17 protein-coding genes are annotated in these 19,660 nt (G+C 69.6%); 8 read left to right on the forward strand and 9 right to left on the reverse strand.

Annotation, left to right across the window (positions count from 1 at the left end):
• Nucleotides 1-28: 28 nt before the first annotated feature.
• Genes ACSJJU_RS03815 through ACSJJU_RS03825 form a run of 3 tightly spaced genes read right to left on the reverse strand, consistent with a single transcriptional unit; the run spans nucleotide 29 to nucleotide 3,707 of the window.
• Complete coding sequence (locus ACSJJU_RS03815) at nucleotides 29-1,315, reverse strand: pyridoxal-dependent decarboxylase, exosortase A system-associated (RefSeq protein WP_435913857.1); 1,287 nt, start codon at nucleotides 1,313-1,315, stop codon at nucleotides 29-31.
• Nucleotides 1,312-2,988 carry an acyl-CoA ligase (AMP-forming), exosortase A system-associated gene (locus ACSJJU_RS03820; protein ID WP_435913858.1) on the reverse strand — a complete coding sequence of 559 codons (1,677 nt, stop codon included), beginning with the start codon at nucleotides 2,986-2,988 and terminating at the stop codon, nucleotides 1,312-1,314. The genes ACSJJU_RS03815 and ACSJJU_RS03820 overlap by 4 nt, the downstream gene beginning before the upstream one ends.
• Nucleotides 2,985-3,707, reverse strand: a complete 723-nt coding sequence (locus ACSJJU_RS03825; RefSeq protein ID WP_435913859.1) for a hypothetical protein — start codon at nucleotides 3,705-3,707, stop codon at nucleotides 2,985-2,987. Before ACSJJU_RS03825 ends, ACSJJU_RS03820 begins: the two co-directional genes overlap by 4 nt.
• Before the next feature lie 132 nt (nucleotides 3,708-3,839).
• Here ACSJJU_RS03825 and ACSJJU_RS03830 point away from each other — a divergent pair, with 132 nt between their 5' ends.
• The 5 genes from ACSJJU_RS03830 (at nucleotide 3,840) to wecB (ending at nucleotide 8,774) form a co-directional block, all read left to right on the forward strand.
• Nucleotides 3,840-4,118: an acyl carrier protein gene (locus tag ACSJJU_RS03830; protein WP_435913860.1), complete on the forward strand. Its 279-nt coding sequence runs from the start codon at nucleotides 3,840-3,842 to the stop codon at nucleotides 4,116-4,118.
• Nucleotides 4,115-4,903, forward strand: a complete 789-nt coding sequence (locus ACSJJU_RS03835; protein ID WP_435913861.1) for a hypothetical protein — start codon at nucleotides 4,115-4,117, stop codon at nucleotides 4,901-4,903. The genes ACSJJU_RS03830 and ACSJJU_RS03835 overlap by 4 nt, the downstream gene beginning before the upstream one ends.
• Before the next feature lie 12 nt (nucleotides 4,904-4,915).
• Nucleotides 4,916-5,803, forward strand: a complete 888-nt coding sequence (locus ACSJJU_RS03840; RefSeq protein ID WP_435913862.1) for a hydrolase 1, exosortase A system-associated — start codon at nucleotides 4,916-4,918, stop codon at nucleotides 5,801-5,803.
• Between the two features lie 450 nt (nucleotides 5,804-6,253).
• On the forward strand, nucleotides 6,254-7,591 hold the full coding sequence (locus ACSJJU_RS03845) for a putative O-glycosylation ligase, exosortase A system-associated (RefSeq protein WP_435913863.1): 1,338 nt from the start codon (nucleotides 6,254-6,256) through the stop codon (nucleotides 7,589-7,591).
• Between the two features lie 73 nt (nucleotides 7,592-7,664).
• Nucleotides 7,665-8,774, forward strand: a complete 1,110-nt coding sequence (gene wecB, locus ACSJJU_RS03850; RefSeq protein ID WP_435913864.1) for a non-hydrolyzing UDP-N-acetylglucosamine 2-epimerase — start codon at nucleotides 7,665-7,667, stop codon at nucleotides 8,772-8,774.
• 569 nt (nucleotides 8,775-9,343) lie between these two features.
• Here wecB and ACSJJU_RS03855 read toward each other — a convergent pair.
• Both ACSJJU_RS03855 and ACSJJU_RS03860 read right to left on the reverse strand, forming a co-directional pair.
• On the reverse strand, nucleotides 9,344-11,071 hold the full coding sequence (locus ACSJJU_RS03855; protein ID WP_435913865.1) for an asparagine synthase-related protein: 1,728 nt from the start codon (nucleotides 11,069-11,071) through the stop codon (nucleotides 9,344-9,346).
• Nucleotides 11,072-11,117: 46 nt separating this feature from the next.
• Entirely contained in the window at nucleotides 11,118-12,542 is a 1,425-nt protein-coding gene (locus tag ACSJJU_RS03860; protein ID WP_435913866.1) for a glycosyltransferase family 4 protein, read from the reverse strand.
• A gap of 195 nt (nucleotides 12,543-12,737) precedes the next feature.
• On the opposite strand from ACSJJU_RS03860, the gene ACSJJU_RS03865 reads away from it, so the two are divergent.
• Together ACSJJU_RS03865 and ACSJJU_RS03870 are read left to right on the forward strand one after the other, a co-directional pair.
• The gene (locus tag ACSJJU_RS03865; RefSeq protein WP_435913868.1) at nucleotides 12,738-13,961 is read left to right on the forward strand and encodes a TIGR04063 family PEP-CTERM/XrtA system glycosyltransferase; all 1,224 of its coding nucleotides are present in this window, start codon (nucleotides 12,738-12,740) and stop codon (nucleotides 13,959-13,961) included.
• A gap of 230 nt (nucleotides 13,962-14,191) precedes the next feature.
• A complete protein-coding gene (locus ACSJJU_RS03870; protein WP_435913869.1) occupies nucleotides 14,192-15,676 on the forward strand; it encodes a hypothetical protein in 1,485 nt (494 codons plus the stop codon).
• Here the strand turns inward: ACSJJU_RS03870 and ACSJJU_RS03875 are convergent.
• The 4 genes from ACSJJU_RS03875 to ACSJJU_RS03890 are packed head-to-tail and all read right to left on the reverse strand — an operon-like array spanning nucleotide 15,671 to nucleotide 18,571.
• Nucleotides 15,671-16,999: a CCA tRNA nucleotidyltransferase gene (locus ACSJJU_RS03875; RefSeq protein ID WP_435913870.1), complete on the reverse strand. Its 1,329-nt coding sequence runs from the start codon at nucleotides 16,997-16,999 to the stop codon at nucleotides 15,671-15,673. The two genes, ACSJJU_RS03870 and ACSJJU_RS03875, sit on opposite strands and share 6 nt — an antisense overlap.
• Nucleotides 17,000-17,004: 5 nt before the next feature.
• A complete protein-coding gene (locus ACSJJU_RS03880) occupies nucleotides 17,005-17,268 on the reverse strand; it encodes a hypothetical protein (protein WP_435913871.1) in 264 nt (87 codons plus the stop codon).
• A complete protein-coding gene (locus ACSJJU_RS03885) occupies nucleotides 17,265-17,987 on the reverse strand; it encodes a CoA pyrophosphatase (protein WP_435913873.1) in 723 nt (240 codons plus the stop codon). The genes ACSJJU_RS03880 and ACSJJU_RS03885 overlap by 4 nt, the downstream gene beginning before the upstream one ends.
• Nucleotides 17,984-18,571 (reverse strand): DUF1285 domain-containing protein, encoded by a 588-nt coding sequence (locus ACSJJU_RS03890; protein ID WP_435913874.1) that lies wholly within the window; start codon nucleotides 18,569-18,571, stop codon nucleotides 17,984-17,986. The genes ACSJJU_RS03885 and ACSJJU_RS03890 overlap by 4 nt, the downstream gene beginning before the upstream one ends.
• An 83-nt stretch (nucleotides 18,572-18,654) precedes the next feature.
• Here ACSJJU_RS03890 and ACSJJU_RS03895 point away from each other — a divergent pair, with 83 nt between their 5' ends.
• Complete coding sequence (locus ACSJJU_RS03895; protein ID WP_435913875.1) at nucleotides 18,655-19,656, forward strand: AAA family ATPase; 1,002 nt, start codon at nucleotides 18,655-18,657, stop codon at nucleotides 19,654-19,656.
• Nucleotides 19,657-19,660 lie beyond the last annotated feature (4 nt).

Raw genomic sequence — 19,660 nt, forward strand, 5'->3', positions numbered from 1 at the left:
GAAGGACCTGCACGGTTACGGGCAATTCTCAAACCAACCGCTCCGCAGGCTCCGGGTGCCCGAGGAAGCGCACCGGGCTTGCTGTCAAGCCATAGGCACCCGCCAGAAAAACGCCAATGACCTCACCGGGTTCCAATTTCGGAACCGTAATCTTCTCCGCCAGACGGTCCAGCGGCGTGCACAGGCAGCCGACGACCGTGGCCGTCTCCTCGCCGGGTGAAGCGAAGCGCGTCGCCACCGCCACCGGGTAGTTCCGGCGGATGACCTGGCCGAAGTTGCCGCTGGCGGCCAGCTGGTGATGCAGCCCGCCGTCCGTCAGCAGGAACACCTCGCCATGGGACACCTTCCGGTCGATCACCTGCGTCAGATAGACCCCCGCTTCCCCAACGATGTAGCGGCCGAGCTCTAGGATGATCTCGCTGTCCACGATTTCCATTTCCAGTCGGTCGAGACGTGCAGAAAGAGCGACGCCCACCGCCTCCAGGTCGAGCGGCTTGTCCGCCGGGGCGTACGGGATGCCGAAGCCGCCGCCGATGTTGACGAAGCGCGGCGGCCGGGGCGCGTGCCGGGCCAGCGCCGCCGCCAGGGCGAGCGCCTTGTCCTGCGCCTCGATGAGCGCGGCGGCCGAGAGATTCTGCGACCCGGTGAAGATGTGGAAGCCCTCGAAGTGGAGGCCCAGCGCCCCCAGCTCCTCCAGCATGGCGGGCACCCGCTCCGCATCGACGCCGAACGGCTTGGCCCCGCCGCCCATGCGCATGCCCGAGCCCTTCAGCTCGAAGTCCGGGTTCACCCGCACGGCGACGAAGGCGGGACGGCCCGCCTCCTGCGCCAGCCGGGCGAGGCGGCGCATCTCGCCCTCCGATTCCAGATTGACCACCACCCCGGCCAGCACGGCAGCCAGCAGTTCCGAATCGCGCTTGGCGGGACCGGCAAAGCTGATGTGGCGCGGCTCCATGCCCGAGGCGAGGGCGATCTCCAGCTCCCCGGCGGAGGCGATGTCGAGCCCGTCCACCAGCGGCGCGACGAAGTTCACCACGTCCGGCATGGGGTTGGCCTTGATGGCATAGTGCAGGTGAACCCGGTCCGGCAGGGCGGCGCGCAGCTGCTCGATGCGCCGGGCGATCAGCGCGCTGTCATAGAGAAACAGCGGCGTGCCCCCTGCCTCGCGAATCCAGTGGGTGACCGGGCGGCCGCCGACGGTCAGCACCCCGCCGGGCGTGACGCCAAACCCTTCCGGCCAGTAGCGCTGCTCGCCATGGGCGGGCACCGCCCCCTGATGAGGAAGCGCGCCTTCGTGTTGCACCGGAGCAGTCATGCCTCGATCTCCTTCACACGCGACCTCGTACCCTCCGCCAGACCGGCGGCGAGCCCCGCCCGGTCCAGCTTGCCATTGGCGTTGCGCGGCAGCGACTCCCGCCAGACGATCCGGGACGGCACCATGTAGCCCGGCAGTTCGCGCCGGCAGTACGCCAGCACCGCATCGGTGGGCTCGGACGCCTCCCCCGCCGGCGCGGCGATGACCACGATGGCCTGGCCCAGCGTCTCGTCCGGCACGCCGACCGCCACCGCCTCGGCCACGAGGCCGGAGGCATAGAGCGCCTCCTCCACCTCCGTCGGGCTCACCCGGTAGCCGGACGTTTTTATCATCTCGTCATTGCGGCCCACGAAGGTGAGAAAGCCCTCCGCATCCCGCACCACCATGTCGCCGGACCACACCGCCAGCTCGCCTGGCCTCGCCGTGCGGGAGCAGGCCGGTGCAGGCTTGAAACGCTGGGCCGTGCGCTCCGGGTCTCCCCAGTAGCCGAGGGCCACGAACGGGCCAACGTGCACCAGCTCGCCCGGCTCGCCGGGCGCGGTTTCCTGCCCGTCCGGCCGCACCGCCAGCACTTCCGCATAGGGCACGGCCTTGCCGATGGAGTCAGGGCGCCGGTCCACCTCCGCCGGGTCGAGGTAGGTGGAGCGGAACGCCTCTGTCAGCCCATACATCAGATAGGGTGTGGCGTTCGGCAGCAACGCCCGCAGCTTCTCCAGCAACGGCCGGGGCATGCGCCCGCCCGAGTTGGTGAAGAAGCGCAGCGACTCCCGCGCGTCCTCCGGCCAAGGCACGCCCGCCAGCTGCATCCACAGCGGCGGCACGCCCGCAAGGCCGGTGATGCGGTGCTTCGCCACCGCCTTGGCCACATCCTGCGGGAACAGGTAGTCCAGCAGCACCACGCTGGCCCCCGCCCGCAGCGCCGAGGTGATCTGGTTGAGACCGTAGTCGAAGCTCAGCGGCAGCACCGCCAGCAGCCGGTCGTCCGGCGTCAGGCCCAGATAGTCCGCCACGCTTGCCGCGCCCGTCACCAGACTGCGGTGGGGCAGCACCACGCCCTTCGGGTTGCCGGTGGAGCCCGACGTATAGAGAATCGCCGCCATATCCTCGGCCGTGCGCGGCGCGGCTGTCGCTGCGGCATCCCCGAGCCCGGCCCCGGCCCCCGCCCCGGTCCCGGCCCCGGCGGCGAGCATGGCCTCCCAGCCGATCAGCCGCCCGTCCTCGCCGGCGGAGGACGCGGCCTCCCCCGGCCCGGCGCCGGTCAGCACCACGCGGCGCACCGTCTCCGGCACCGCGTCGCCCTCCGTCAGCGCGCGCCAGCGCTCGGGCGAGGTGACCAGCATGTCCACCGCGCAGTCCGCCAGAATGTAGCGCACCTGCCGGCCCTTCAGCACCGGGTTGACCGGCACGAACACGCCCCCGGCGCGCGCGGCCCCGAGCATGGCGGCAACCGCCTCCACATCCTTGCCAAGGTAGACGGCGACGCGGGCGCCCGCCTCCAGCCCCTGCGCGGCAAGGCCCCGTGCGACCGCGCTCACCAGCGCGTCGAACCCGGCATGGGAGAGGGCGCACCTGCGGCCGGTCAGCGCGGGCCGCTCCGGGTGGCGGCGCGCGGACTCGGTGAGGAGGCCGTCGACGGTGGCGGGCAGTCCGCCCGTATCTTCCCGGCCGGTCATATCGCCCTCAGCGGCGGACTCAGCCGAATGACCGGGGCGTTGCCGCCGATCCGGTGCCAGTGCAGACGTTCGAGAAGCGTTGATCCGGTCAATTGCCATTGCCCCATGCTGATGGCCCAGGCCGTTCCCAGCTTCCAGCCCTGCAAGCGGGCGTGGGCGGAAAGCGACGCTGCGTTATAATCGGTTATCCTGCTGAACGACCAGCCCAATCCCCGCGCGTCCAGCCACGCCCCGGCCCCGGCCCACAGGGCGGCGAAGGCGCGGGTGGCCCGGTGCTCGGGCGGCACGTACAGCCCCAGATCCCAGGCGCCCAGCCCCTGGGTGTCGTACCAGAGGTCGATCTCGTCCTCCCGGAAGGGCCTCTCGGTCAACCAGAACACGCCGACCGCGTCCCCCTTGCGGTTGAAGGCGACCAGCGCCTCGCAGCCCATCTCCAGCCGGTAGGCCACCGCCTCGGGGGGCGCGCCCATGTCGATCGTCGCATTGCGGGCGGCACATTGGGCGGCGCTCAACGTTTCCACCGTGTAGCCGCGCGGCATGGCGGGCATGGCATGCCGGGGAATGGCGGTGAAGATGTAACGGTGAAAGCCCATGCCGGGCACCAGGCCCAGCACCCGGGTGGTGCGCCAGGAGAATGTCGCCCAGCGGTCCGGCTGACCGCTGAGGCGGGCATCGGCGGGCCGTTTCTGGACGCGAGACGGCGGGACCGGGGATGTCACTGGGTCTCAATCTCCGCTCAGGCGCCCCAGAGACGGGCTCTGTGTTGCGCTATTGCTGTTGTGCATTGCACCATCGTGCGAGTATAACCGCGCGGTTTCGTGGCGAGAAAGAATTCGAGGGCAAGTATCCCCATGGCTCAGGTTATCGCAAAGTCCGACGCCGCCGTCGAGGCACGCCTGCGCGAACTGCTCGGCAGCGTGCTCAATCTGGGCGCACGGGCGGACGAGCTGGAACGCGACACGCCGCTGCTGGGAGCCTTGCCCGAGCTGGACTCCATGGCCATCGCCACGCTGCTGACGGCCCTCGAGGAGCGCTTCGACATTCTCATCGACGATGAGGACGTGAGCGCGGACATCTTCGAGACCTTCGGCAACCTGACCGAATTCCTCAGCGCGAAGGTGGCGGCTTGAGCCGTCCCGGCTGGCCAGAGGCACTGCTTCTTCCCGGCCCGGCCGGCGCGATCCCGGCCATTTGGCGCGCTCCCGCGCCCCCCGCGCCCAACGTCTCCCGCCAGCCCTGGGCGGCGCTGTTCGTCCCGCCCTTCGCGGAGGAGATGAACCGCACCCGCCGCCTCATGGCGCTCACCGGCATGATTCTGGCCGGGCACGGCGTGCCCTCCCTGTTGCCCGACCTGCCGGGCACCGGCGACAGCCCGCTGCCCTTCAGCGACGCCACGTGGGAGAGCTGGATCGACTCCCTGCACCTCTGCGCCGGGCATCTCGCCGCGCAAGGGCTCAGCGTGCGCCTTGTCGGCATCCGGCTTGGCGGCCTCCTCGCCGCCGACGCGCTGGCGCAGGGACTTGCGGCCGAGAGTCTGGCCCTGCTGGACCCGGTGGAGGACGGCCGGCTGCACATGCGCCACTGGCTGCGCATCCGCTCCGCCGCGTCGCTGGAGATTGGCCCCCGCATCACCCTGAGCTACCTTCAGACCCGGCTCGACAATGGGCAGGCTGTGGATGTGGCAGGGTATGACATGAGCCCGGCGCTCGTGAACCGCATCAGCGCGCTGAAACTCGCGCCGCTGCTGGAGGGGCTTCCCCTGCCGGTGCGGCGGCTGGATGTGTGCGCCCCCGGCACGGACGGGGAACCGTCCGCCAGCCGCCATGCCATCGCGGCGGAGGCGCCGTGGACCACGTCCGAGCCCGGCGAGCCGACGGTGCTGGCCGAGGCGCTGGCAGCCTTGGTGCTGGACTAGGGAGCTGGCGCCATGACCCTCCCGTTCTCCACCACGCCGCCTGCCTGCAAGCCTCTGGTGTTCCCCTGCGAGGACGCACCGCTGGTTGGCGCGCTGCATCCTGCCGAATCCGCCGCGCGCCTTGGCGTCGTCATCGCGGCCGGCGGGGTTCAGGTGCGCGCCGGCCCCCACCGCAGCCATGTGGATCTGGCGCAGTTCTTTGCCGCCGAAGGACTGCCCACCCTGCGCTTCGACCGGCGCGGCATCGGCGACAGCGGCGGCACCGACCCCGGCTTCGAGATGTCGGGGCCGGACATCAGCGCCGCCATCACCGCGCTCTGCACCGAAACCGGCGTCGAGGGCGTCATCGGCTACGGCCTGTGCGACGGCGCGACGGCGCTGGGGCTGCTGGCGCCCTACGAGCCGCGACTTGCAGGCCTCATCCTCACCAACCCCTGGACGATCGACGAGGCGGATCAGGCCAACAGCCTCGTCATGCACCACTACCGCCGCCGCATGCGCGACCCGCGCCAGCTCGGGCGGCTCCTGCGCGGCGAGATCGCGCTGGGCCCGGCCATCCGGTCGCTGGGCCGCTCGCTCAGCCGGGTGGCGCTCGACCGGCTGCGGGCCCGCCCGCGCCCGGCGATCCTGCCGCTCGGCCACCGCCTCGCCAAGGCGCTCGGCGCGTTCACGGGGCCGATTCACATCATCCTCTCGGACCACGACCGCACGGCGGCCGCCTTCGAGGCAGGGCTCCGCCTGCCCGCCTGGAAGGCGGTGCTCGAACGGCCGAACGTGACGGTGCAGCATATCGGCGGGGCGGATCACACCTTCAGCCCGACAACGGCCCGGGCCGCGCTGCTGGCGGAATGCCGCGCCGCCATCCGGGCCATGGCCAAGCGCGAGTCCGAACCGGCCTGACCGGCCGGGGCCGGGAACGAACGGGAATGTCCCGCCGCGCTACGGCAGTGCTCGACGCCGGGCCTTCGACTTCTATGTCTTATTTCTCGTTTTCGGGCGTGTCCGGCTTGTCTTCCCGAATCGCCCAGACAAACAGGACATACAAGCCGATGCAGGTCAGCGCGATGGCAATAGTGGTCAACACGTTTCCGGTTCCTCCCCTGTCCGCGCGCCGCAAGCGCCCTGCGGATGTCCGGCAGCCAATCTAGGATCGAAACTCCGCTGTTGCAGCCAAAACAATGATAGCATACCTGCAAAAGAGGGGGCGCGCGAACAGGTTCAAGCGCGAGGAGCGCCCGGCGGCAGCCGGCGGCTCCAATCGGCGCGCGGTCAGGCCGGACGGCCTGTTCGCTGCCGGGAGACGAACCGCGACCCGGCGCACGCCGCTGCGGCTCCAGGGGGAGAGGGCCTTTGGGTAGTCTGTTCGTAGCCTTGGTGGTGATGGCGGTTGTGCCGCTGATCTTCAAGCGGGCCTTCATCGGGGTGCTCGCCTGGTCGTGGCTGTCGTACATGTACCCGCACCGGCTGGTCTACGGCTTTGCCACCCGCTTTCCCTTCCTCGACGTGGTGGCGGGGTCCACCATCCTCTCCGCCCTGTTCTCGCGGGACCAGAAGCGCGCGCCGCTGCATCCGGTGATGGTGCCGTTCGTCCTCTATGCCCTCTGGGTGAGCATCACCACCCTCTTCGCCCAAGACACGGTCCTGGCGGTGGAGAAATTCTCCACCGTGATGAAGGCCATGCTGCTGGGCCTGTTCGTGCCCATTCTCATCACCACCCGCCACCGCATGATCGCGCTGATGATGGCGATCGGCGGCTCGTTCGGTTTCTACGCGGTCAAGGGCGGCGCGTTCACGCTGGCCACCGGCGGCCAGTTCAACGTCATGGGGCCAATTGGCACCTTCATTCAGGACCGCAACGACCTGGCGCTGGCGCTGGTGATGTGCATCCCGCTGTTCCGCTTCCTCAACCTGCATGCGCCGCACAGGCTGCTGCGCCTCGGCTCGGCGGGCCTCATCCTGGGGGCCGCCGTCTCGGTGATCGGCTCCCAGTCCCGCGGCGGGCTCATCGCCCTTGTGCTGGTCGGCCTGTGGCTCATTCTCACGTCCCGCCACCGGTTCGGCCTGCTGGTCGCGGCGGGCATCATCGCCACGTTCACCGTCACCTTCATGCCTACCTCGTGGCGGGAGCGCATGCAGACGGTGGAGTCCTACAACGAGGACGGCTCGGCCATGGGCCGCCTCCAGATGTGGCGCTACGGCATCGTGCTCGCCGACAACCACCCCCTCGGCATCGGCTTTCGCGCCTACAAGAACCGGGCCGTCTCCGCGGCCTACCTGCCGCCCGGCATCAAGCTGCGCGCCTCCCACTCCATCTATTTCGAGGTGCTGGGCGAACACGGCTATGTGGGACTGTTCCTGTTCCTGTTCCTCTATGCCGCCGCCTTCTTCAGCTTCTGGGAGACACGCCGGATCGCACACAGGAACGGCCTCGACTGGGCGGCGGATCTGGCCAGCATGATGCAGGCCAGTATCGTGGCCTACGCCATTGGCGGCGCGTTCCTGGAGGTCGCCAGCTTCGACCTGTCGTTCCAGATCGTCGGCATCTCCATGGCGCTCGGCATGATCGTGAAGGATATCCTGCAACAGCGGGAGGCCGCCACCGCGCCTCCGCCCGCGCCATACGGCATCCACCGGCCCCAGCCGACCGCCGGACGGCTGGCCGCCAACCACCGGGAGCCGGCGGCGTGATCCGGCTCAGGCCGCGCCGGTGCGGCGTCCCGTGTTTTTCTGCCCGTTACGGATTTGCTTCCAAGAGGTGTTCATGCCTGCAACCGTTCATCTGATCGCCGCCGCCCGGCCCAACTTCATGAAGGTGGCCCCGCTTTATCACGCGCTGAAGGCCAGCGGCGACTTCACGCCCAGGATCGTCCACACTGGGCAGCATTACGACTTCAACATGTCCGACGCCTTCTTCGTCGACCTCGGCCTGCCCGAGCCGGACTACCACCTGAACGTGGGCGGCGGCACCCATGCCGAGCAGGTGGGCAACGTCATGATTGCCTACGAAAAGGTGGCGATGGCGGACCGGCCCGACTGGCTCGTGGTGGTGGGCGACGTCAACTCCACCGTCGCCTGCGCCATGGTGGGCGCCAAGCTGTGGATTCCGGTGGTGCATCTGGAAGCGGGCCTCAGGAGCCGCGACCGCCGCATGCCGGAGGAGATCAACCGCCTGGCCACCGACGTGCTCGCCGACGTGCTCTGGACCCCCTCGCCCGACGGCGACGAGAATCTGGCGAACGAGGGCATCCCGGCCGAGCGCATCACCCGCGTCGGCAACATCATGCTGGACAGCTACGAGCTGCTGCGCGAGCGCATCGAGGCGGAGAACGCCCCGGCCCGGTTTGGTCTGGAGCCCGGCACCTACGGCATCGTCACCCTTCACCGCCCCTCCAACGTGGACCAGAAGGAGATGCTCGAGCCGCTGGTCGCCCAGCTGGAGAAGGCGGCCGCCCGCCTGCCGCTCATCTTCCCGGTGCATCCGCGCACCCGCAAGAAGCTGCACGACTTCGGCCTGTGGGCGCGGCTGGAAGCGGCGGGGCTCACGCTGGTGGAACCGGTGAGCTACCGCCCGTTCATGAGCCTCGTCAGCAACGCCCGGCTCTGCATCACCGACTCCGGCGGCATTCAGGAGGAGACCACCTACCTCGACATCCCCTGCCTGACGCTGCGCGAGAACACCGAGCGGCCCATCACCATTCTGGAAGGCACCAACCGTCTGGTGAAGCCCGAGCGGCTGGTGGAAGCGGTGGAAACCGTGCTCGGCGGCCAATGGCCTTCCGGCCGCCGCCCGGACCTGTGGGACGGCAAGACCGCCCAGCGCTGCGTCGAGGACCTGCGCCGCCGCACCGCCCTGCGCCACGCGGCCGAGTAGGGCGCCAGGCAGAACAGGGGGACAGGAACCGGAGGGAGCAACCAGGGAGCAATCAAGGGGGTCCGGGCGGCGTCCGGCCCGTCCCCCGCCGACGGATCAGTCCCTGCCGCGACGCTCAAGCGACTGCCCGAAACGGACAGCGGCAATGAGCAACGCAAGCAGCGCGATGACAACCGCCAGCATTTCCAGAGTCATCATGCGAAAAGCCCTCCTTTCCAGCCCGCGGATTTCCACGGAAGCACGCGGATCCTGACGGTTGTCGGCAGACGCGCTGCCGCCCTATCAACCAGTCAGCCGGGCAGGCTCATGGGAGCAGGCGAAGCGAGGCTTCGCAAGTCTGTCATGGTCTTATGTCATTGTAATTAAATGGGTTTAATCCGCGTTCGTTGCCACAGAAGCAACGGATATTCGACCATTGAGGCCATTGCGCGGAGAGAGCCGTGGTTTATCATGGCAGCGCTTCCAGGCTTCATGAGAAAGCCCTTTTCCATCAAGACCCCGCAATCCCTATCCTGCGGGGTCTTTTCATGTGCGCCGTCATTCTGCGCCGATGACGGGGTCGCGTGCCCCTAGAGATCGCTCCGGCCGGACCACCAGGCGCGGTAGGCGGCGGCGGCATCGAGCAGATAGGCCAGCTTGCTGTGCCCCAGCCGGGTGAACCAGTAGGCCGCCAGTTCCATCTCGGGCCGCACGAACGGCGGGCGCTCCGTTCCCGCCTTCCGCACCGCATGATAGCGGGCGAGCGCCGTGCGCCGCTGCTGGGCATGGTATTCGGCGCTGAGCGGCTTCCACTGGATGTCGGCGTCCGGCAGCGGCAGGGGCGAGGCGATATGGCCGGCATAGGCCTGCCACGGCACGGAGCGCACCACGGCGGGGAAGCGGTCCATCCACCTGTCGTAGAGCTTGTGCCCCACGCATTCGTCCAGCGGAAAGCGCTGGAAGGCGGCGGCGAGCCAGGCGTCGAACAGCGGCATCACATATTCGATGCGGCGCAGGTCGATGTTCTCGTAGAGGCCGGAGACCTGATAGCGCTCCTGCGTCGTCATCATGAACCATTGCAGCGCCCGGCCGGGGTCGCGCCCGCCGTAACTGCGCAGGATGTCCGCGATGCGGGTCTCGAAATAGCCGGCGAAGCGCTCCCGCTCCTCCCGCCTGAGCAGTTTGGCGCGCAGGCGCAGGAACTTGCGCTCCACATGGATGCGCGCGGCCTCGTCGTAGCGCCCGGCCCGCAGCGCCTCCACCAGCGGCGGGGTGGTGTTGACGAAGCCGAGGCAGACGCTGCCCCCGTCCCCCGCCCACACGAGGCCGGGCCGCGCGCCGGGCACCTCGCGGTAGTCCGCCTCCGCGCGCAGGAATTTTTCGGTGTAGTGGCTGATGTCGTATTCCAGCGGGCGCGGCACGTCCGCCATGAAGTGGCGGGTGCCGATCGCCGCCGCGTACTGCTCCGCCAGCACCGCGTCGAGCGAGCGCGGCCAGGTCAGGGTGAGGGTGCGCACCTCCAGGCCCCGGCGCCGCAGTTCGGTGACGATCATGCGGGAGTCGAGGCCGCCCGAGAGCAGCGCCCGCGCCGCCGTATCGCCCTTCAGGCGCAGATCGACGGCTTCAACGAACAGCTGGTAAAGCTCCTCCACCGCCTCCGGCGTCACCGGCCGGTCGTCGGGAACGGAGGCCCAGTCCCAGTCCACCGTCAGGCGGGCGCCGTCCGCGTCGGCCAGCAGCCGCTCGCCGCCGCGCAGCATGAAGACGCCCTCGTAGGGCGTGCGGTTCTCGAAGCAGTATTCGGCCGTCACCCACTCGTGGAGCGCCGCGTTGTCCACCCGCTTCGGCACGAACGGCAGGGCGTCGAGGATGCGCCGGGCGGTGGCGAACACCACGCAGTCGCCCAGCCGCGCGTAATAGAGCGTCCGCACCCCGAGCCGGTCGTTGGCGAGGCACAGCCGGTGGCCGGCCAGATCATAGAAGGCGGCGGCGTAGGTGCCCCGCGCCTGGAGGAACGCCTCCACGCCCTCGCCCGCCACATGGGCGCGCAGCAGGGTCTTCAGATCCTGCTGGCGGGTGGAGGCGGCAGACGACCCGCCGAGCAGCGGCTCGCCCGCGCCGATGGCGGCGTTGCCGTCATCGATGAAGGCAGGCGCGCCAAGGACGCCCACGTCCACCTTGGCCATGAGCAGGCCCGGCCGGTCGATGACTTGCGGCACGTCCCTCGGGTCGCGCGACAGCGCGCCGACGAGCGAGCGCCGCCAGCCCTCGTCGACCGGCTGTCGATCGTGACGGAACACGCCAGCAAGGATGGTCATGCAGGTTTAACCCCCGAACAGGCCGCGCCAAGGGCGGCGATCCCCCCTAAAAGATGTTCTCGGAGACGAACTGCTCCAGCAGATCGAACTGGCCGCTGCGGGTATAGCGCGCCTTGTGCGGGCTTTTCACATCGGGCAGGCGCGGCTCGATCTCCTTGCGGGCGATCCACTCCCGCAACTGGGCCGCCAGCACGTCGGGATCGTTGGAGACGACGCCGAAGCCCCCCTGCCGCACGATGTCCGCCGCCTCGCCGGTTTCCGAACCGATGGCGAGGATCGGCCGCTCCGCCCCGATGTACTCGAACAGCTTGCCCGGAATGACGCCATCGTCCGCCGGGTTGGCCCAGCGGCACAGCAGCAGCACATCGGACTGACGTTCCAGCTCCAGCACCCGGTTGCGCGGGATCGGCGGCGAGATGGTCACCTGCGCCTCCACCCCGTGCTGGCGGGCGAGGCTTTGCAGCGAATCCGCCTGTTCGCCGTAGAACATGAGGTTCACCCGGTCCTTGAGCGCGCCCAGCCGTGCGGTCGCCGCGAACAGGGCGGAGGGGTCGCGCTTGCCGATGTAGATGGACCCGGCGTGCATGATGGTGAGCTTGTGCGGATCGAGCGGCGGCACCGACTCCAGCCCCTCGAAGTCCGCCGGGTCGTAGCCGTTCATCGACAGGATGGTCGGCTTGCCGTAGGCGTCGCTCAGCGTCTGCCGGGTGGTGGCGGTGAGCGCCACCAGCGCCTGCGCCTGCCCCAGAACCCGCTGTTCCAGCCGCTTCTCGATGAAGGCGCGCAGCCAGCTCTCGAGGCCGTAGGGGTTGCCGGCCCATTCGTCCCGCAGCTCCGCCACCCACGGCGCGCCCCGCGCCTCGGCAAGGCGCGCGGCGATGAGATGCCCGGAGTGGGGCGGGCCGCTGGAATAGATGAGGTCCGGTTTCCACGTCTTCGTCCATTCCAGCCCGGCGCGGGTGCCGGTCTCCACCCAGAAAAGGTGCTTGTCCGGAATGAACATCAGGTCCCAGTAGAGGTCCGCCAGACGCTGACGGAACGGCAGGCGGGAATAGCGCCGCCCCGGCTTCGCCTTGCCGGAGGCGTCGGCAGCCCGGGCGTTCTGCCCGTCCATGTCGCCAACGGGCGGGATGCGCCCGGCCAGATGATAGGCCAGCACATCGCGCAGCGCCTTCACCTCGGGATAGGGGACGAACTGCACCGCGCTGTCCGGCAGGTCATGGCTGAGGACCTGCGGCTTGCCCGGATTGTGGGCCGCCAGCACGCGCACATCGTAACCCCGGTCCATCCAGTAACGCGCCAGCGTTGGCGCGCGGGTGGAGGCGGTGGGCGCAAGCGGCGGAAAGAAGCCGGTGACCAGCAGGATGCGACGGCGTGCAGTCTCGAACGGCGGCGCCGGCCCCGCTTCGGTGGTGTCTAGGATGGCGTCGTTTTCCACCTGATACCGCACTCGTAAAATTTTCTCCGGCACTACGGATCCTTATCAATCCCTGCTCGGGTCGATCAAGTCCGCAGCCAGACATATCCCTCAAAAAGCTCAGGGCAACTTTGGAATAAAATCTTGTAAGGCCCTGAACGCATAAGGAACCATGCGCTATCTTTCTGTGCGATGAACCATGAGCTACAACGGGCGAGATGCCCAAGCCAGAGGTCGCCGCTGCCCATCATGCGTATTCTGCACGTCTTTGATCACTCCCTTCCGCTGCACAGCGGCTACACGTTTCGCAGCCGCTCCATCCTGCGGGAGCAGAATCGCCGGGGGTGGCAGACCGTGCACCTCACCACGCCCCGGCATGTGCGCCCCGGTCCCGACCCGGAGGAGGCGGACGGCCTGCTGTTCCATCGCACGCCGCCGGTGGGCGCGGCCTCCCGGCTGCCGGTGCTGCGGGAAGTGGCGGAGGTGAACGCCACCACCCGGCGTCTGGCGGCGCTGGTGGAGCAGACCCGGCCGGACATTCTCCACGCCCATTCGCCCGTGCTGAACGCCATTCCGGTGCAGCGGGTGGCCGCGCGTTTCGGCCTGCCCTGGGTTTACGAAATTCGCGCCTTCTGGGAGGACGCCGCCGCCTCCCACGGCACCACGCGGGAGGGCAGCCTGCGCTACCGGGCGACGCGCTGGCTCGAGACCCGCGCCGCCCGCCAGGCCGATGCGGTGGGGGCCATCTGCCACGGCCTGCTGGATGACCTGCGCGCCCGGGGCATCGCGCCGGACAAGCTGTTCCACGTGCCCAATGCGGTGGACGCGGAGCAGTTCGCCTTCGGCCGCCCGCGCGACGACCGGCTGGCCGCCGAGCTTGGCCTCGAGGATGCGGATATTCTTGGGTTTATCGGCTCGTTCTATGACTATGAAGGGCTGGATGTGCTGCTGGCCGCCATGCCAGAAATGATCGCGGCCCGGCCCAGGCTCCACCTTCTGCTGGTGGGCGGCGGGCCGATGGACGCCAGCCTGCGCGCCCAGACCAGGGCGCTGGGGCTGGAGGGGCATGTGCATTTCACCGGCCGGGTGCCGCATGGGGAGGTGGACCGCTATTACAGCCTCGTCGATGTGCTGGTTTACCCGCGCAAGCGTATGCGTCTGACCGAACTGGTCACACCGCTCAAGCCGCTGGAGGCCATGGCCGAGGGCAAGCTGGTCGCCGCGTCGGACGTGGGCGGCCACCGCGAGCTGATCGAGGACGGCAGGACCGGCACCCTGTTCCGGGCGGACGACCCGAAGGCGCTGGCCGCCAGCGTGCTCGACCTGCTCGCCCACCCGGAGATGTGGGCGGAGCGCAGGGAGGTGGCGCGGCGTTACGTGGCGCAGGAGAAAAGCTGGGCCCGCACGGTGGACAACTACGTGCCGGTCTACGAACGGCTGGCGGCACGCACGCGCCGTTCGCTGGCCGCCTGAGCGGCGGGGGACCGGATCGCGCACCGGCCATTGCGCCGGTGCGGTAGTGCGGCAATGCGGTTGTGCAGCATTGCGTTTGTACAGCATTGCGTTTGTACAGCAGTGCGTTGATGCAGCATTGCGTTGGTATGGTGGCGCGTTGATATGGCCATGTGTTGGTATGGCAGTGCGTTGGTGACATCGGAACATCGGGATTTGTGAGCAGCACAGCGAGGGTGAGGGGCTGAACCATGGTGAACAGGGTTGCATTCTGGATCGGCTTCCTGGCCGCGGCGCTCATCGTCGCGCTGGCTCTTGGCGTGGGCGACCGGCTCGCCGCCCTGTCCTCGGAGGCGGGACTGACCCCCGCCTTCCTCGGCGCACCGCTCACCGAACCGCTGGTGATGGCAAGCCTCGGCGTCGCGCTGGGCGCCCTGATGTGGATGCTGATCGGCTGGTCCATCCCGCTGATCGTGCTCGACACCCGCATCGGCATGGTGATCGAGGACGGCCTCGAGCCCGGCAATACGGAATTCGACGCGCTCAACGAGCGGCTGGGCGGCAACCTTGTGCCCCTGCCCGCCAGCGACAGCGCGCTGGCGCCTGCCCTGCCCGAGCGGGAGCGCGGCCACGCCCTGCTCAACCAGTACGCCGATGCCTGGTTCTTCCGCCTGCTGCCGCTGGCGGCGCTGGGACTGGGCGGCCTCATCGCCGGGATCGCCCTTCTCAACGGGCCGAGCAACGCGGCCAGCCTCTCGGGCGGCATCGAGAGCGCGCTCTATGAGGCGCTGGAGCTGCCCGCCCCCACCAACGGTACGCTGGCGCTGGGCTGCCTTGTCATCACGGCGGCGGGTGCGTTCTTCTCCGCCCTGCTCTACTGGCTCACCGGCGGGGCGGTCACCGCCCGGCTGGACCGGCTGATGGCCACCACCCGCGCCCGGATGCTCGGCGACGCCGCCCACCGGCTGGAACACCGGCTGGCCGAGGCGCTCGCGCCCGTGGCCGACGCGCTCACCGCCACGGCGGAAAAGCTGGCCGCCGCCCAGGCCAACACCACCCAGGCGGCGCTGGAGGATGCCTGCACCCGCTTCCTCGAACAGCTGGAGGCGGCGAGCGGCACCCGCACGGCCGGCCTCGCCCACACCCTGGCGGCGATGGAAGGCAGCGCCGCCGCCCTCCTCAGCGCGCTGACCCAGACCGAGGCACAGCTGGCGGCCGCGCAGGAGAAGCAGGCCGCGCAGATCTCGGACGCCTACGCCACGACCCTGCAAACCCTCCGCCAGCAGCAGTCCGAGCAGCTGGAGACGGTGCTGGGCGAATTCCGCGCCCTGTCGGCCGAACTGCGGGACCTCACCCGAACGGCGGTGGAGAGCATTACCGAACAGGTGAACCAGACCCGGGACGCGACCCGGCAGGCGCTCGACCTGCTCAGCGCGCACGTGGGCGATACGAAGGCGGTTGGTCAGGCGGCGGACCAGATGGCCGAGGCCGCCCGCGCCAGCCGCGAAACGGTGGAACGGTTCATTGCGCTGGCCGAGCGGATGCGCGACCTCAGCCAGGCCATCACCTCGCCGCTGGCCGGGGTGCCGGACCCGGCCGCCGTAGGCCCGGCAAACGCGCCTTCCAGCCTCAAGCGGATCGATCCCGCGCTGACCAGCCCGGAGACCGCCAAGCGGCTCTCCTCCGCCATCCGCACGCTCAAGCAGGCGGTCGAGGAACCCTTGCCGGAGCTATGAGGCCGCGCCGAAGCCCGGCGCCTCGCCCTGCGGCGGCTGGTCCGCAAGGACGGCGCGGGCAAGGCCGAGCACGACCTCCCGGTCCTCGGGGAAGCCCGCATCGATCCAGCGTTCACGCACGATCCCGAGGGTGCGGGCGATGTCCGGCCCCCTGGGCACCCCCAGCGCCATCAGGTCATTGCCGGAGAGGGGCAGGCGCGGCGGAACATAGCTGCGGGCAACGGCCGCCCAGTTCGCCACCACATGCAGCAGGCTGTCCGCCCCTTGCGCGGCGGCCTCGGTTTCCGCGGCGGGCGTCGCCGCCGCGCCGATCGCGCCCACCTGCACCGCCAGTTGCAGCACCATGCGGTCGATGAAGGTCTCGGCGCCCAGCCGGTAGATGGCGGCTTCCGCCTGCTGCCGGGTCGTCGGGATATGGAACCGGCGCTCGGCCATGGCCACCAGCCGCTTGCGCTCCGCGTTGGAGAGGCGCAGGCGGCGGCCGATGTCGTCCAGCACCTCCGCGTCGGCGGGCAGCAATCGGGCGAGGCGGCGCAGGGCGCAGACATCGCCCAGCGAGCGCTCCACCGCCACCAGGCTGGCGAGCCCCGCCAGCCCCTCCGCCGTCAGCTCGGGCAGCACGGGGGCGAACACGCCGTGGCGGACCATCAGCGCCACCGTCGGCGCTGGATCGGCAGTGCCGAGCAGGCGCAGGATTTCCTCCCGGATGCGCTCGCGCGACAGGGCCATGAGGTCATTGGCGCGGGCGACGCACGCCTCGAAGCTCTCCGGGTCCGGCGCGCCGCGCCCGAAGCGGGCGTGGAAGCGGAAGAAGCGCAGGATCCGCAGGTGATCCTCGGCGATGCGCTCCAGCGGCCGGCCGATGAAGCGGACACGCCGCGCCTCCAGATCCTCCAGCCCGCCGAAATAGTCGAAGATCTCGCCCGTCAGCGGGTTGGCGTAGAGGGCGTTGATGGTGAAGTCCCGCCGGGCGGCGTCTTCCTTCCAGTCCTCGGTGAAGGCGACCGTGGCGCGGCGACCGTCGGTCGAGACGTCCCGGCGCAGGGTGGTGATCTCGAACGACTGGTGGTCCGACACCGCCGTGACGGTGCCGTGGTCGATGCCGGTGGGAATGGCCCTGATGCCTGCCGCTTCCAGGCGGCGGATCACCTCCTGCGGCGGAAAGCGGGTGGCCAGGTCCACATCCTGCACCGGCAGGCCGAGCAGGCTGTCGCGCACCGCGCCGCCGACGAGGCGGGTGGCCCCGGCCTCCGCCTCCATCGCCTGGAGCACGCGCCTGAGTCCCCGGCTGTCCTGCCAGGGCTGATGCGGCAGTCGGGTCATGGGTCTTACTCGTTCCCGGGTTTCTCGAAACGGCCCTCGATGATCCTGCCGTCCTGCTCATAGGCGGGAATGTACCGGTCCCCCGGCGCGCCGGACTGGGTGAGGCTTGCGGCAAGGCCAAGGCCGAGCAGCGTCGCCACCAGCAGGCCGGCGACGAGGGCGAACAGGCCGATCCTGCGCGGGCCGACCAGCCGGCCACTCCAGCGCAGCCACGCCCAGAACAGCAGGAAGGGCAGGAAAAACAGGCAAAGGCGGATAACCCAGATCACAAAGTCACTCCCTGCTCCGTCTGTTCGGCCCCGGTCCTGCCGGCGTCCCCCTGTCCGCATCCCGACAGGGCGTCGGCCAGATTGACGATCATACCGGCGGTCGCGCCCCAGATGTAACGCTCCCCATAGGGGATCGCATAGAAGAATCGGGGCGCCCCCAGATAAACCCGCGAGTCGCGCACCCGGCGGGCAGGGTCGACGAGAAACGACAGCGGCACCTCGAAGGCCTCCGCCACTTCCCGCGCGTGCAGGGACAGCGTGAAGCCCGGCTGCACGATGCCCACCACCGGCGTGATGATGTAGCCGGTGCGGGTGCGGTAGCAGTCGAGCGTGGCGATGACCTCCACCTGGTGCGGCTCCAGCCCCACCTCCTCCTGCGCCTCGCGCAGGGCGGCGGCTTGCGGCGTCTCGTGCGGCCCGTCCAGCTGACCGCCCGGGAAGGCGATCTGCCCGGCGTGGGCGCGCAGTGTCGCCACCCGCTGGGTGAGCAGCACGCTCGGCCCCTCCGGCCGGTCGATGATGGGAATGAGCACCGCCGCGGGCTTGAGCGCCGCCTCCGGCATCGGGAAGGGCATACCGGGGTTGAGATCGTCATCGCTGCGGAACCCGGAGTCGCGCCCCCCGGCCCGGTAGCCGGCCAGACGCTGGCGCACCATGTCGATGGTCAGGGCGTGGACGTCCAGGCAGGATGCTGGCTGGCTGGAAGAAGGCGGGGTCACGCGGCCTCCCCTTCCAGCTCCCCGAGCGGGAAGAACACGCCGTCGCTCCACAGGCCGAGCGTGCCCGTCTCGCCGCATTCCTCCAGGGCGAGCTGCACCAGCTCGTAGAAAACGGGGCGGTTGATGCGCGCCTCAAGGCCGCGCCGCACGTGCAGATAGGGGCGCGGCTCGCCGGTTTTTCCGTCCACCTCGACCCGCAGGCGGTTGTTCTCGCCCGCAATGACGTAATCATCGGTGTTGAGGCGGAAGCCGAGGCGACGCTGCGCGCCCGCGCCCTCGCTGATGAGTTCGACCACAACGAAGGGAGCATCCTCAACGGTGATGCCCAGCTTCTCCACCGGCGTGACCAGATAGTGCCGGCCATCCTCGTCGCGGCGCAGGACGGTGGAGAACAGCTTCACCATGGCATGGCGGCCGATGGGCGAGCCCTGGTACATCCAGGTGCCGTCGCGCTTGATCACCATGTCGATGTCGCCACAGAAGGCCGGATTCCAGCGTTCCACGGGCGGCAGGCGCTTGTCCGCCAGAAGGCGGGCAATATCTGCAAGGGATTGCCCCGGCTGCCGGACCTGAGGGTTCTCCATGGTTTGCCTCACGCTGCTGGGTTGTGGCCAGTGATTAACATCGCTCTTATATAAGAGCTTGTCCTCTTGTTGGAACCGCGTGGATGCTCAATCAGTTCGCCCAGGGAACACCGAACGCCGACGCGCAGGCACAGCGCAGGCTCGCCGAGCTGGCGGACCGCATGCTGGCGGCCCGGCAGGCGGTGGAGTCGGTCATCATCGGCCAGCGCAAGGTGGTGGACCTGACGCTCGTCACCCTGCTGGCAGGCGGCCACGCGCTGCTGGTGGGCGTGCCCGGCCTCGCCAAGACCCGGCTGGTCAAGACGCTGGGCACGGTGCTGGGGCTGGACACCCGGCGCGTGCAGTTCACGCCCGACCTGATGCCGACGGACATCCTCGGCTCGGAAGTGCTGGAGACAGCCAGTGACGGCAGCCGCGCCTTCCGGTTCGTGAAGGGGCCTGTGTTCTGCCAGCTGCTGATGGCGGACGAGATCAACCGCGCCAGCCCGCGCACCCAGTCCGCGCTGCTGGAGGCCATGCAGGAGATGCAGGTGACGGTGGCGGGCCAGCGCTATGCGCTGCCCCAGCCCTACCACGTGCTGGCGACCCAGAACCCCATCGAGCAGGAAGGCACCTACCCCCTGCCCGAGGCCCAGCTGGACCGCTTCCTGTTCGAGATCCGCATCGATTACCCGGAGCTGGATGACGAGCGGGCCATTCTGCTTGCCACCACGGGCGCGCCGCAGGCGGAGCCGCCGGTGCTGTTCTCGCCCGAGGAGCTGGCGGAGGCGCAGCAGCTGATCCGCCGCATTCCCGTGCCCGAGCAGGTGGTGGAGAGCATCCTGCGGGTGGTGCGCGCCACCCGTCCCGGCCCCGACCGGCCCGACATCGCCTGGGGCGCGGGCCCCCGCGCCGCGCAGGCGCTGCTGGCGGGCGCCAAGGCGCGGGCCTTCCTGATGGGCCGCGCCGTGCCCCTGCTGGAAGATGTGGAGGCGCTGCTGCATCCGGCGCTCGGCCACCGCATCGCGCTCACCTACGCCGGGCGGGCCCGGGGCCGGACGACGGCGGATGTCATTGACAGCGTCCTGCCGCTGCTGGACGCCTGACCGG

This window comes from Pedomonas sp. V897, from assembly GCF_051304405.1.
In the GTDB taxonomy this organism is placed as follows: Bacteria; Pseudomonadota; Alphaproteobacteria; order Sphingomonadales; family Sphingomonadaceae; genus Pedomonas.